The sequence below is a fragment of the Halorubrum sp. CGM4_25_10-8A genome (genome assembly GCF_005435025.1).
In the GTDB taxonomy this organism is placed as follows: domain Archaea; phylum Halobacteriota; class Halobacteria; order Halobacteriales; family Haloferacaceae; genus Halorubrum; species Halorubrum ezzemoulense.
Genome location: NZ_SGTX01000018.1, coordinates 39217 through 51849, shown reverse-complemented (window position 1 = coordinate 51849; position 12633 = coordinate 39217). Strand labels below are relative to the sequence as shown.

The 12633-nt window shown below is 53.8% G+C and carries 8 protein-coding genes and 6 pseudogenes; 10 read left to right on the top strand and 4 right to left on the bottom strand.

All coding sequences use genetic code 11. The features are described 5' to 3' along the window. Positions 1–117 (top strand): annotated as a pseudogene (locus tag EXE52_RS18860) (IS630 family transposase); the annotation flags it as partial. Further along, positions 118–525, top strand: a pseudogene (locus tag EXE52_RS15290) (IS630 family transposase); the annotation flags it as partial. Between the two features lie 42 nt (positions 526–567). Here the strand turns inward: EXE52_RS15290 and EXE52_RS15285 are convergent. Next, positions 568–1317 (bottom strand): helix-turn-helix domain-containing protein, encoded by a 750-nt coding sequence (locus tag EXE52_RS15285; RefSeq protein WP_080508750.1) that lies wholly within the window; start codon positions 1315–1317, stop codon positions 568–570. A gap of 126 nt (positions 1318–1443) precedes the next feature. On the opposite strand from EXE52_RS15285, the gene dps reads away from it, so the two are divergent. The 3 genes from dps to EXE52_RS15270 are packed head-to-tail and all read left to right on the top strand — an operon-like array spanning position 1444 to position 2897. Further along, positions 1444–2103 carry a DNA protection during starvation protein gene (gene dps / locus EXE52_RS15280; RefSeq protein WP_049933440.1) on the top strand — a complete coding sequence of 220 codons (660 nt, stop codon included), beginning with the start codon at positions 1444–1446 and terminating at the stop codon, positions 2101–2103. 34 nt (positions 2104–2137) lie between these two features. Next, a complete protein-coding gene (locus EXE52_RS15275; RefSeq protein ID WP_080508749.1) occupies positions 2138–2521 on the top strand; it encodes a 2Fe-2S iron-sulfur cluster binding domain-containing protein in 384 nt (127 codons plus the stop codon). 1 nt (position 2522) lies between these two features. Continuing rightward, positions 2523–2897, top strand: a complete 375-nt coding sequence (locus EXE52_RS15270; RefSeq protein ID WP_137703858.1) for a RidA family protein — start codon at positions 2523–2525, stop codon at positions 2895–2897. A gap of 20 nt (positions 2898–2917) precedes the next feature. Here the strand turns inward: EXE52_RS15270 and EXE52_RS19205 are convergent. After that, positions 2918–3077: pseudogene (locus EXE52_RS19205) on the bottom strand (IS4 family transposase); the annotation flags it as partial. 405 nt (positions 3078–3482) lie between these two features. Between EXE52_RS19205 and katG the strand changes: the two are divergent. Continuing rightward, positions 3483–5648: a catalase/peroxidase HPI gene (katG, locus tag EXE52_RS15265; protein WP_049933290.1), complete on the top strand. Its 2166-nt coding sequence runs from the start codon at positions 3483–3485 to the stop codon at positions 5646–5648. 160 nt (positions 5649–5808) lie between these two features. Then, positions 5809–6468 (top strand): annotated as a pseudogene (locus EXE52_RS15260) (IS4 family transposase); the annotation flags it as partial. Between the two features lie 5 nt (positions 6469–6473). Here EXE52_RS15260 and EXE52_RS15255 read toward each other — a convergent pair. Further along, positions 6474–7571 (bottom strand): IS630 family transposase, encoded by a 1098-nt coding sequence (locus EXE52_RS15255; protein WP_137703857.1) that lies wholly within the window; start codon positions 7569–7571, stop codon positions 6474–6476. Positions 7572–7617: 46 nt separating this feature from the next. Here EXE52_RS15255 and EXE52_RS15250 point away from each other — a divergent pair. The 3 genes and pseudogenes from EXE52_RS15250 to EXE52_RS15240 form a co-directional block, all read left to right on the top strand. Next, positions 7618–8232 (top strand): annotated as a pseudogene (locus EXE52_RS15250) (transposase); the annotation flags it as partial. A gap of 520 nt (positions 8233–8752) precedes the next feature. Beyond that, a pseudogene (locus tag EXE52_RS19200) lies at positions 8753–8827 on the top strand (hypothetical protein); the annotation flags it as partial. 149 nt (positions 8828–8976) lie between these two features. Continuing rightward, positions 8977–10362, top strand: coding sequence for a hemolysin family protein (locus EXE52_RS15240; protein ID WP_137703856.1), 1386 nt, complete (start codon positions 8977–8979; stop codon positions 10360–10362). A 198-nt stretch (positions 10363–10560) separates the two neighbouring features. Here the strand turns inward: EXE52_RS15240 and EXE52_RS18605 are convergent, their stop codons facing one another. Next, positions 10561–12483 carry a PAS domain S-box protein gene (locus EXE52_RS18605; RefSeq protein ID WP_199239166.1) on the bottom strand — a complete coding sequence of 641 codons (1923 nt, stop codon included), beginning with the start codon at positions 12481–12483 and terminating at the stop codon, positions 10561–10563. Between the last annotated feature and the right edge of the window lie 150 nt (positions 12484–12633).

The following is a 12633-nucleotide window of genomic DNA, read 5'->3' as shown; positions in this document are numbered from 1 at the left end:
GAGAGCGAAGCGGAATTCAAAGACCTCGTTCAGGAAACTTTTGAGAAAATAACGAAACGCGTCAGCTTCGCAAAGAAGTGGTGTGAACAGTTCCTTGACTTTCGAATGTTATCTTAATCATTACCGGTGACGGGCGCGTGGGATAGCATCAAGTTGCTCGGTGTAGTCAGCGACGGCGGTGAGACGTTCTTTCTGCCGTGTGCAGAGAACTTCAACAGCGACACAACAATCCGGTTACTCGACGCACTCCAGACAGAGTTCGGCGAGAAAATCTGCGTCGTCTTGGACAACGCCTCGTATTTCACGGCGAACAAGGTGTAGGAATTCGTCGAAGACACACCGATCGAGCTGTGTTACCTTCCGCGGGGTTCACCAGAGCTGAACCCCGCGGAAGAGTGCTGGAGACAACTCGATCAAGAACTTGGGAACCGTCTGTTCGAGACGCTTGACGATCTCCGTGATGCTGCTCTCTCTGTACTCGACCGCATCGAAGTTCCTGATATCTTTATGTATTCATGTCTGTGAGTATCAGCAATCGTGATCTCTACCACTCGTAGCTACCACCGTTCACAGTGTTTGCTTGACAAATTCCGACACGATACGATCCTCTGCGGTTCGTAGTCGATATTGAACCGTAGAACGAGGTTCATCAAGTATCGACGCAAGATCGGAGACAGAAACTTCTCTCGGCCGTTCATAGTATCCGTGCTTGACCGCTGCCTTTAGCACTTCCCAGTGTTCTGGCGAGAAGTCTGTCGCGAGGCGCTCGGTCGCCTTCCAGTCGCTGCCAGTAGTGATATGGGACACCGAAACCGACACGCCCTCCCGAATCTGTGCTTCCATTGTATCGTAGATGTCTCCAATAGGAGAATCACTAGGGAAGAGAATGCGCCACCGGTACTCGTCACCGACCCGGCGGGATTCGAATATAGTTCCTGTCTGAATATGATCGAGTACAATATGCGGAAGTGAATGACAACTGTTAATTTCACGACGAAGTGTATAGATAGTTCGGCTAGTCTCTTGACGATCTAGGACGCGATATGATCGGTCCGTATCACAATCTACGACATCGAAGCACTCGTTACAGCGGGTTTTGTCAAGAAATACCTCATCGAACGCGTCCAGCGCTTCGCTCGTCCCCTTCGCATAATCGAGCCGCCACATATAGCTATCATTCACGAAGATCGCGGACGACCACAACGAGAGGCTCTCGTACTGTCGGAACACATCCATCAACTCATCGGCTCCTGACTCGAACTGGAGGACAAACTCAAACTCACGTGTCTCTTGCGCGGGTTCAGGCTTACCGTTCATTTATCTATTGCTAAATAGTAGATACACAAAAGAATTGTTCTTAGTGCTGTTTCATTCTTTTGGCAGATAATATCATCTATTGCTAAAACAATTCTGATTACTGTTACCGGGGTATGTAGAGATGCGATGGCAAACGAGAAAGAACACGGCAGCGGTTCCGTGGAACCGGGCGACACGAGCAAGCGAGTCGGTGCCGAGGTCATCCGCGAACGAGGCGTCGATCCCGAGGAACTCCGGGAGAAACTGATCGACGCGATCGGCGCCGAGTTCACGACCTACTACTACTACACGAACCTCCGAATGCACCTCGCCGGGGAGGAGGACTACAAGGAGATCACCGAGGACGCCCGTCTTGAAGACCGGGCCCACTTCGAGCTTGTCGTCCCCCGGGTGTACGAACTCGAGGGGTCGCTGCCGAACGACATCAGGGACTTCGCCGACCGGGCCTCCTGTCCCGACGCCGAGGTACCGACGCCGATGGATGGTAGTGGTGAGTTCGACACATCCGAGCTAGAAGTCGAAGACATTCTGGAAGTACTGCTCGAAGCGGAACGGTGTGCGATTCGTACTTGGAGCGAGATCTGTGATATGACTCGTGGGGCCGATCCGCGAACCTACGACATGGCCCAGCGGATCCTCAACGAGGAGATGGACCACGAGGCCTGGTTCATCGAGCTGCTGAGCAAGGAACGGGACGACGAGATTAATCCGGCCGGGCACTTCGCGCGTGGCGAGCCGGGCGACGCACCATATACGAAGAACAACCCGTTCAACGACTCCGCCTGAGCGAGTAACAACGGTCTCCACTCTCCCCTTATTTATGACACAGTCGTCGGACGATACGTGGACCATCACGATCGTTGTTCCCGAAGAGTCGTCGCTGGACGAAGCCGGTGAAACACACGAACTTGAGGTCAGTGAGAACGAGACGATTCTGGCGGCCGCGCGTTCGGCGGGTGTGTGGCTCACAGCTGACTGTCAACAAGGTTGGTGTATCACCTGTGCTGCTCGTTTGGTTGACGGCGACGTTGTCCATCCAAACGCGCGTCGGTACGATACTGAAGACCGAGAGGCAGGCTACGTACTCACCTGTACTGCGAAGCCGCGGGCGGACTCAACACTTGTCGTTGAACAGTACGATGAGTTCCTCGAATATAGAGCAGCCAATAACAAACCACCAGGAAATTCGAAGCTAAGTGACTAACATGTCCGAAAACATAACCCGAAAAGAACGAGATAGTTCGTTAACCACTCCGTACAGTGTTCGAAATCGTGGCATACAACTGGTATGTTTTGATGGCCAAGTACCTAGCAAAGAGACAGTATCAGATCAGGGTGTCCGAAAACAGACACTCAAGGCGCTTGAACGTGTTCGCACTGTCGCTGCTGAGGCTGGCGTCAATCGTCACGAACTAATGCGAACCACAGTATACCTGACTGACATGAGCCAATTAGAGGAAGTTACGCAGGCGTATGACGAATTCTTTGAGGGTCAACGACCGTCACGGACCTTCGTTGGCGTCAAGCAGTTGCCGAACGGTGCTACAGTTCAAATTGAGGCTACTGGTGTATGTGATTGAAATCCTACATCCGTCTTCAGTCAAGCCCCACACTTGGGTTGTGTAGCGGGGGTTAGTGTCGCTTGTAATCAGCCGTCCTTTGTGGATCTTCTGGGCACCTTCGATCAGCCGGTCAAGAAGTGACGGCGGTGAGTAGCTGAGATAGTCACTACGCTCCTGCGTAGCACATTGTTGATGACTTGCTGTGTTTCGATTTTGGTCCATCTTAAGTGAACACTCATTCGTCTTTAGTTAATATCTTCAGTAATACTCGATAGCTGTGGTTTTTGCTCAAATACGGCCCAGCCACACCAGATACGGCAAGAAAACGCCGTTTGTGATGGTTGCTTATCGCTCGATCTCGCCGGTACTGGTGTCTCATCTGTGGCTTCTCCTACATCTAATACTGACAAGCATACTTTTGGGAATTGTATTACTATCAAGCTTAACTAAAGACGAATGAGTGAACGCTGTTTGGCTTAGAGGCTGTGTTAAATCGCGATACAGCAGCGAGGTAGACTGCTAACGTTCGTGGGAGGTCGGATTGGCATATGATAAACAACAGTTGATTGGTTTCACCTACATACATATAATTGGATAATCCATATGTCTGGAGAACATTCAGCCAGCGGAAGTACAACACAGGATTGGTGGCCAGAATCACTCAATGTAGAAATACTTGATCAGAATGCCAGCAATGTTGGGCCGTACGAAGACGAGTTCGATTACGCTGAAGCATTCGAGTCTCTCGATTTCGAGCAAGTGAAAGCAGATATTGAGGACGTATTAACTGATTCCCAAGAGTGGTGGCCAGCCGACTACGGACATTACGGACCGCTCATTATCAGGATGGCTTGGCACAGTGCGGGCACGTATCGTACTGGTGACGGTCGCGGTGGTGCGTCAGGTGGCACACAGCGGTTTGCACCTGTCGAAAGTTGGCCAGACAACGCAAATCTAGATAAAGCCCGGCGACTGCTCTGGCCAGTCAAGGAGAAATACGGTCGAAAACTCTCCTGGGCTGACTTGTTAGTCCTCTCCGGAAACGTTGCCATGGAATCGATGGGATTCCAAACGTTCGGCTTTGGAGGGGGGCGTGAGGACGCATACGCACCAGACAAAGGCGTCAACTGGGGGCCTGAAGAGGAGATGATGGAAGACAAACGCCACGATGAGGAGGGGAACCTCCAAGGCGACCTCGCCGCAGACCACATGGGGTTGATTTACGTGAACCCAGAAGGTCCTGGTGGCAAACCAGACCCTCTCGAGTCCGCGAAGTACGTGCGACAATCCTTTGATCGGATGGCGATGAACGACGAGGAAACCGTTGCCCTCTGTGCCGGCGGACATACGTTTGGGAAGGTACATGGCGCTGACTCTGACGAAAATCTTGGTGGTGAACCTGAAGCGGCGCCTATCGAACAACAGGGCCTCGGCTGGAAAAACGAGTATGGTGAGGGCAAAGGTGCCGACACGATCACAAGCGGCATTGAAGGCCCGTGGACCCAGTCCCCAACTAGCTGGGATATGGAATATGTTGATCTCTTGCTGGATCACGAGTGGGAGCCACACAAGGGACCCGGCGGAGCTTGGCAATGGCGGCCCAAGGACGCGGAGGTACATGGCTCTGCAGAGCCAGCACACGACGAGATTGAGAGTGCAACTCCGATGATGCTGACGACGGACGTCGCACTGAAGCGGGACCCAGACTATCGGGAGGTTCTCGAACGCTTCCAAGAGAACCCGATGGAATTTGGAATCAGTTTCGCAAAGGCATGGTACAAGCTTATCCACCGTGATATGGGGCCACCGGAGCGGCTCCTTGGCCCAGAAGTGCCTGACCAGGAAATGCTCTGGCAGGGACCCATCCCCGACGCCGATTACGAACTCGTCAATGAGGAACAGGTAGCCAAGCTCAAAACGGAAATCCTTGACTCCGATCTGTCCCGTACTCAGCTTGTCAAAACTGCTTGGGCTTCAGCATCAACGTATCGGGATAGCGATAAGCGCGGCGGTGCGAATGGAGCCAGAATTCGCCTCGAGCCACAACGAAGCTGGGATGTTAACGAACCGAAAGAACTGGAAACAGTACTTGACACGCTTGAAGATATTCAACGAGAGTTTAACGACTCTCGATCAGACGGAGTCCACATCTCACTTGCCGATATTATTGTGCTCGGCGGGACCGCGGCCATCGAGCAGGCGGCAGCCGAGGCCGGATACGAGATTGAAGTACCGTTCGAACCGGGTCGGACTGATGCGCTTGCGGAGCAGACAGATATCGAATCTTTCCAAGCTCTGAAACCGGATGCCGATGGCTTTCGCAACTACTTCACCGATGGAGATGGACTAAACCGCTCACCTGAAGAACTGCTGGTCGACAAGGCAGATCTCCTGGACCTGACACCGGCCGAGACAACGGCCCTTGTTGGCGGCATGCGCACGCTGGGAGCCAACCATCAGAATTCGGAGCTTGGCGTCTTCACAGATGACGTGGGGGCCCTGACTAACGACTTCTTTGAAACCGTACTTTCGATGGATTATGAGTGGGAGGCAGCTGACAGCGAAGATAACAAACAGGTGTACGAACTCAGAAACCGTGAAACGGATGAAGTCGAATGGACGGGGTCACGTGTAGATCTTATCTTCGGGTCGAACTCACGGCTTCGTACCCTCGCAGAGGCCTATGCTGCTGAAGAGGAGAAGTTCATAAATGATTTTGCTGATGCTTGGCAGAAGGTTATGACGAACGATCGCTTTGACCTGAATTAACGTCCACCTTCTCGGCGCTTTTTATACGCTATATGAGGGTGTCATCATCCGTCTTTAGCTAAGCGAAGAACCGCGTGACAGCAGCGGCTTATCGAGGCTACTTTTCGGAAGGAATGAGGAGGTGTCGAGTGTGTACAACGAGACCTCCTCATCGAGAATCTTGCGTCGTCTCACTACACTGTTTCCCTCTGAGTTCCTTGAAGAGCACGCCGAGGAACTCGGCGTGGTCGAACGGGAGGGGAAGCTTCAGATTCCCGTCCTCGTGTGGGCGCTCGTGTTCGGCTTCGCCGCAGGCGAGAGCCGAACACTCGCTGGGTTCAGACGTAGCTACAACTCCACAGCCGATGAGACGATCTCTCCTGGTGGCTTCTATCACCGGTTGACGCCGTCACTTGCAGAGTATCTCCGCGACCTCGTCGAGCGTGGTCTCGACGAGGTCGCCGTTCCCGACGCTGTTGACGTTGATATCGACCGATTCAGGGACGTGATGATCGCTGATGGAACGGTGTTGCGGTTACACGAGTTCCTTTCCGACGAGTTCCAAGCTCGCCACGAGGAGCAGGCTGGAGCGAAGCTCCACCTGCTCCACAATGCCACCGATCAGACGATTGAACGGATTGACGTGACCGATGAAAAAGCGCACGACAGCACGTTGTTCAAGACGGGATCGTGGCTGCATGGACGGCTAGTTTTGTTCGACCTAGCGTACTTCAAGTACCGCCGCTTTGCGCTGATCGACGAGAACGACGGCTACTTTGTGAGCCGGTTGAAGCAGAACGCGAATCCGGTGATAACAGAGGAACTACGGGAATGGCGCGGTAATGATCAAGATAACTTCTGAACGCTAAGAAACTTCTCACACCACTTTCTGGCGTAGCTGACTCGCTGTGTCACTTGTTCAAATACGTCTTTGACGAGTTCGTGAAATTCGTCCTCGTCGTCGACGATGATCGGCGACATCGTCCATTTCAGCTGTTTCCAGACTTGCTCGATTGGGTTGAGATGCGGCGAACCTGATGGAAGGAAGATCAGGTCGATCCCTAGTTGATGTGCGCGCTTGCGCGTGTATTCACAGATGTGCGATCCGTGCTTATCTAAGACGAGCAGAATCCGCTGTCCCGGATTCTGCTCGCGGACCGTCTCTAAGACGCTACAGATCTTCTCTTTCTCTTCTGTTTCGGTCCAGCGAACCAGGCTTACTCCGTTCAATGCGTAGAATCCAACCGCCGAATCTTCGGTCTTGACTAGCTGCCGTTCAACGTGCGGATCATCGACGTACCACACCCGCCGCGAATTATCGTACGGCTGGGGGTGTGAGGCATCGAAAAAACCGACGACCGTACCGCCGTCTGTACAAACATCGTCGTCGACAATCCATCCGTCTTCTTCGTCACCCTTCTCCTTGTTATGGGGTTCGTCGTCAGTCTCGTCGAGCGCGTCAGCGACGCGCTCGTCGAGGACTTCCTCGGGATTCTCCGGCCTATTCGGCCGTTTCGGCCGGGGTTTCGCGTACGACAACCCAAGATCTCGGAGAAACTTCCCGAGGTAATCTGGGTGGTACTCGACACCGAACTCCTCAGCCAGAAGGTGCTGTATCTCCTGTGATTTCCATGGCTGCCCCTCTTGGAGAAGTTCAAGCAGTTCTTCTTGTTCGTTCTCAGCAAGTTTCGGGGGCCGACCGCCCCCGAAACTCGGCATCAATTCATCGACTCCGCCTTCGTTCCACGCATTCGCCCATCGGCGGCCGGTCGCTGCCGACCGAGCTTCCCGGTCGGCAGCTTCCGCAATCGTGTCGCCTTGGTAGAGATTCTTCACGAACCCGAGACGCCGAATCCTGTGCTTATCTTCGGCGTCACGGAGAAGCTCGTCGAGCTTCTCCTCCGAAAGGTGACGCTTGATCTCTTTGCGTCGATTGCTTCCCATTACCAGCACATCGAGTCCACCCCACAAAAGATTTCTCACTCATTACCGCGCCATTCCCTTGGAAGGCGAGCAGATCCAAGATGTGGTCGCTGACCTCTCACGGCAGTACATTGACGTAGAGGTCGAAGCGGAGTTCAAGCGGGGTCAGTACGAGGGAACACGGTCGCTAGACACGAAGCGGTTCCGCGTCGTCGGCGTCCGGGACGAGGACGCCGACGACTACCATCTGTACATCACAAATCTACCGAGAGAAGAGTTTCTCCCGGCAGATCTAGGGACGCTGTATCGGTGTCGATGGGAGGTAGAAACGCTGTTTCGTGAGTTGACGACGCAATACGAACTAGATGAGTTCGACACGAGCAACCCTGTTGTGGTGGAGATTTTGCTGTATGCGGCGTTGCTGTCGCTGCTAGTGAGCCGTGAGTTGTTGGATCTGGTCTCCGAGCAGGCTGACGACGAGATCGTGTTTCCACCGGAACGCTGGGCGGCGACCTTCCGGTCGCACGCCCAGCTCATTCTTCACGAACTCGGTGAGTTCCTCGGCTACTCACCACCGCCGCTGTTGGAGCGGCTGATCGAAGACGCACAGAAGATCCACCAGCAACGACCGATCTTACAAGAGACGCTCGCTACCGCTACTCAACCAAGGTGTGAGGCTTAGCTAAAGACGAATGGAGGGTGTCATAGAACATTCCATGCCCTGTGTATAGCGATTTGTATCAAGAGTAGGTTTATTTTCTGACCCTATACTTCAAACTCAACTGCGCAGATGCCCCCTCGTGTTATCCATATAACTGTTCTATGACACTCTCACTATATGATTTTTGAACCGACTTAGATTATGTCGAGATAAACGATATAGCCAGACAACGTCCGAATTCTTTGAAATCAGCGATCCAGTCCACAGACGGCCTCGTTATTCAACGGACTAGGGATTTCTGACTAGCCGTACAATCGTGCTCATAAGAGTGTTTAGTGTCTTTTATGAACAGCAAGTTTGTTCAAGAGTTACTCGCAGATCACTCGCAGAATCCCCGGAACTACGGTGAGCTTCCCTCTCCCGATGTTGAGGCAGCAACGACGAACCCACAGTGTGTCGGCCCAACGCACCCTGAAGGAGACCTCAGGTAGCTCTCAGTGATGATGGGACCACAGTCGAAACAGTCCGCTTCACCGGTGACGGGTGTACACTGTCACAGGCCGGTGCCTCACTATTGTCTGAGCAGATGGTTGGTGTCTCCGTCTCGTTGTTGTAATCACCAACTTCGAGCGGGGAGACGACCCTGGCCGCGAGAAGCTCAAGCTATGAGATGGTTTCTATGACAGGCTCTCGTATGGGTGTAACTCAAGGAATCCATACTCTGTTACCACGGGTTACTTTTCTGCTCACGCATTAGGTGGTCGCATGTGGATATCTCTCCTCACAGTACTGTCCAGGGGCGGCCTCCTCCAGTACACCGTGCCAGTCGTCGGCGCCGAACTGAGCCAAACGGCAGTCACCACGGTCGGTATCGGCTTGATTCTGCTTCTCTTGGTAGGGTCGGGATTCTTCTCGTCGTCGGAGATTGCGCTGTTCTCCTTGCCGTCCCATCAGGTAGATGCGATGGTTGAGCAAGGCCTGCGTGGCGCACGGGCGGTCAAATCTCTCAAGGAGGATCCCCACCGCCTTCTCGTAACAATTCTCGTGGGGAACAATATGGTCAACATCACGATGTCCTCAATCTCGACGACTATCGTTGGCTTCTATTTCGACGCGGGCACGGCAGTTATCGTCTCGTCGCTCGGCATCACGTCGGTGGTGTTAATATTCGGCGAGAGCGCACCCAAATCCTACGCCGTAGAGAACACTGGACTACACGCACGGCGTGTCGCCCGGGGGCTAAAGATCGTCGAGAAGCCACTGTGGCCGCTTATCACCGTATTCCACTACCTGACGGGCGTCGTGAACAGACTTACCGGCGGCAGCCCGTCCATCGAGTCGACCTACGTCAGCCGAGACGAGATTCGAAATATGATTCAAACGGGCGAGCGTGAGGGGGTCCTCGACGAGGAGGAACACCAGCGGCTCCAACGCGCCCTTCGATTCACCGATGCCACTGCCAAGGAGGTGATGACCCCCCGCCTCGATGTGGCGGCTATCTCCAGTGATGCGACCGTTGAGGAGGCAATCCAGAAGTGTATCTCAAGTGGTCACGCGGACCTACCAGTTTACGATGGGTCGCTAGACAGTGTGATCGGCGTCTTCGACATCCGTGACCTACAGAATTCGAACTACGACACTTTCGACGACCTCGACGTAGAGGACGTAATCGCTCCGACGCTCCACATCCCCGAGTCGAAAAACGTCGACGCGCTCCTCTCGGAAATGCGCGAGAAACGGATACAGATGGCTATCGTCGTCGACGAGTTCGGTGCCACTGAGGGCCTCATCACGATGGAGGATATGACCGAGGAAATCGTCGGCGAAATACTGGCGGGTGACGAAGACGATCCGATCGAATTCGTTGACGATGACACCGTCCTCGTGAACGGTGGGGTTAACATCGAGGAAATCAATGAAGCGCTCGACATTGTACTGCCAGAAGGCGAGGAGTTCGAGAGTATCGCGGGCTTCGTTTTCAACCTTGCGGGCCGCCTTGTCGAGCAGGACGAAGAGTTCAACTACGAGAACGTCACGCTCCGGGCCGAACAGGTGGATGACACACGTATCCAGAAGGTCCGGGTAACTGTCGACCGTGACACCGCCGAGATCGAAGAGGAGACGCCGGTAGGCGAGGGCAGTTCCGAGTGACCGGGAATACCTGAGCGCCCGAATCAGCAGGTCCTCAATGAGCGCGTCCATCCGGTCAAATGTCTGTGCTACGACGTCGATATGGTCACTCGCACACTCGTCCCGAATCAGTTCCAACCATCCTTAGGCCACACAGAGTGGGTTCCATAAATCGTGGCTGACGATGCTGGCGAACTCTTCCAAACGCTCGTTCTGTCGTTACAATTTTTCTTCGTACTCTTTCTGCTCAGTAATGTTGGTGGCGATGCCACAGGTGGCGTATACGGAGCCATTGTCAAACAGTGGGACAATCCGGGTGAGAAAGTACTGACGACCGTCGTCGGTCTGAATGACCTCTTCGATCTCGACCTGTTCTCTCGTCTCATACACTCTTTTGTCGTTCTGCTGAAATTTCTCAGCCACTTCCGCCGAGTGTAAATCTGCTGCCCGTTTTCCGGCGATGTCGGTATCGTCAGCAATGTCAAACAGGTCCCGATGATATTGATTCATATACACGTACTCGTGATCGGTGTTTCGAATCCACATCGCTGACTCAACGCTATCGATAACACCCTGTAGTTGGTTGGTGGTCTGGCGGAGTTCGGCTTCACGTTCTCGTTGCTCGGTGACATCCCGGAGTGTGCCGACCGACCCGTTGAACTCCTCGCCATCGTACGGAAGGACGCCCATATGATCTTCGCAGACGATTGGATCGCCTTCGCGGGGGTGGACCGTCACTTCGAATGTTACCGCTTCCGGGCCATCGCTCGATAGTAACTGTCCCAATTCCTGCTCGGCCCGTTGGACGGCCTCTTCGTCTTTGATCAGCGATGGTGTGTTCCCGAGAATCGTTTCCCGGTCGTAGCCGACTAATTCCACCAACTCGTCGTTAACGTAGGTGAACTGCCCCTTTTCGTCAACCACGTACACCGCATCACTGAGTGCCTCGATGATCGTCTCGTACTCTTCTAATTCAGTCTTCCGCCGCTCTCGGTCGGTAACATCCTGAAACTTCGAAAAAATCGTCTGGACGTCCCCATCTGCGTCGGTGACGACACGGTTGTGCCACTCGCAGGTGATTACCTCCCCATCCTTTCGGACGTTCCTATTGATCACGTGGGTTCCGCCGTCCGCATCAAGGAGTTTTTCTACAGCATCACCCACCTGTCCGCGGTCGTCACCAGCGACAATCCCCTCCCATGACTCGCCACACAACTCTGCCTCACTGTAGCCGAGAATCTCTTCGGCCCGTCTGTTCATCCGTTCAAACTGGAATTCAGAATCCCACTGGACTGCCCCAAGTGGTGATTCTTCAAAAAACAGCGATAATTGCTTCTGTCGCTGCCGAGCGGTCCGTTCGTGCTCCTCACGCTCAGTAATATCGTGACCGGCCCCCCGGAGCTTCGTTACCTCCCCCCCATTCTCGACAACCGGAGTAATTGTCATATCGAGGAGACGTTCCTCGCCGTCACCCGGTTGGAGTCGCCATGTGTCGTACAGTTCTTCGCGCGTCTCCAGCACCTTGTCGAGTGTATGCTGGATGTCTTCGCGGTCGTCTGGATGGAACAGTTTCAGCGCCTCCTCCAGAGACATTTCGTGTTGGTTACGACGGCCAATGATTCGCCGGGTACCTGCCGTCAGCACGACAGTATTGCTCTCTGTGTCCAGTTCGAAACCACCTGTATCACCGTTGAATTCCGTCAATCGCATCAACTGTTCTTGTCTGTCGGCCCGCTCGGCTTCGCGGCGGGTCCGAACGGCGTTGCGGATCCGGTTGGCCAAGAGTTCGTACCGTTCGGTGCCGCTCCCCTTCTGGAGATAGTCGGTGACACCGGCAGCAATGGCGTCACTGGCGACTGCCTCGCTGCCCTTGCCGGTGAAGAGGATAAACGGGAGGTCGGGATACTCCTCTCGGACAGCCTGTAGGAATTCGATGCCGTCCGTGCCGGGCATATTGTAATCCGAGACGACGCAGTCAGGCGGGCGGTCATTAATATTCTCCAACCCCTCGTCGGCACTGGTCGCTGTCTGGACAGCGAAGCGGTCGTCCTCGCGTTCGAGAAACGTCCCTGTCAGGTCCGTGATGGAGGGGTCGTCATCAACGTGGAGAAGCTGAATCTCTCGGTGTAAACTGAACGGCATGGTCTGTAATGTGTTATTATTATAAAAAAACTACTGGCTAACTATGAATTAATTTCTCGGTATCAACAAAGTCAATTTCTGTCCTGATTCTGCTAATTTGAAATAACAATGCTCTGATGCTGACTATAACCTCTATATTCAGCAGTCAGT

Excerpts from the sequence above, each read along its gene's own strand:
- EXE52_RS15270 (WP_137703858.1), top strand. The coding sequence starts at position 2,523 with ATGTCCGAAAACATAACCCGAAAAGAACGAGATAGTTCGTTAACCACT.
- dps (WP_049933440.1), top strand. The coding sequence starts at position 1,444 with ATGGCAAACGAGAAAGAACACGGCAGCGGTTCCGTGGAACCGGGCGAC.
- katG (WP_049933290.1), top strand. The coding sequence starts at position 3,483 with ATGTCTGGAGAACATTCAGCCAGCGGAAGTACAACACAGGATTGGTGG.
- EXE52_RS15255 (WP_137703857.1), bottom strand. The coding sequence starts at position 7,571 with ATGGGAAGCAATCGACGCAAAGAGATCAAGCGTCACCTTTCGGAGGAG.
- EXE52_RS15240 (WP_137703856.1), top strand. The coding sequence starts at position 8,977 with ATGTGGATATCTCTCCTCACAGTACTGTCCAGGGGCGGCCTCCTCCAG.
- EXE52_RS15275 (WP_080508749.1), top strand. The coding sequence starts at position 2,138 with ATGACACAGTCGTCGGACGATACGTGGACCATCACGATCGTTGTTCCC.
- EXE52_RS15285 (WP_080508750.1), bottom strand. The coding sequence starts at position 1,317 with ATGAACGGTAAGCCTGAACCCGCGCAAGAGACACGTGAGTTTGAGTTT.
- EXE52_RS18605 (WP_199239166.1), bottom strand. The coding sequence starts at position 12,483 with ATGCCGTTCAGTTTACACCGAGAGATTCAGCTTCTCCACGTTGATGAC.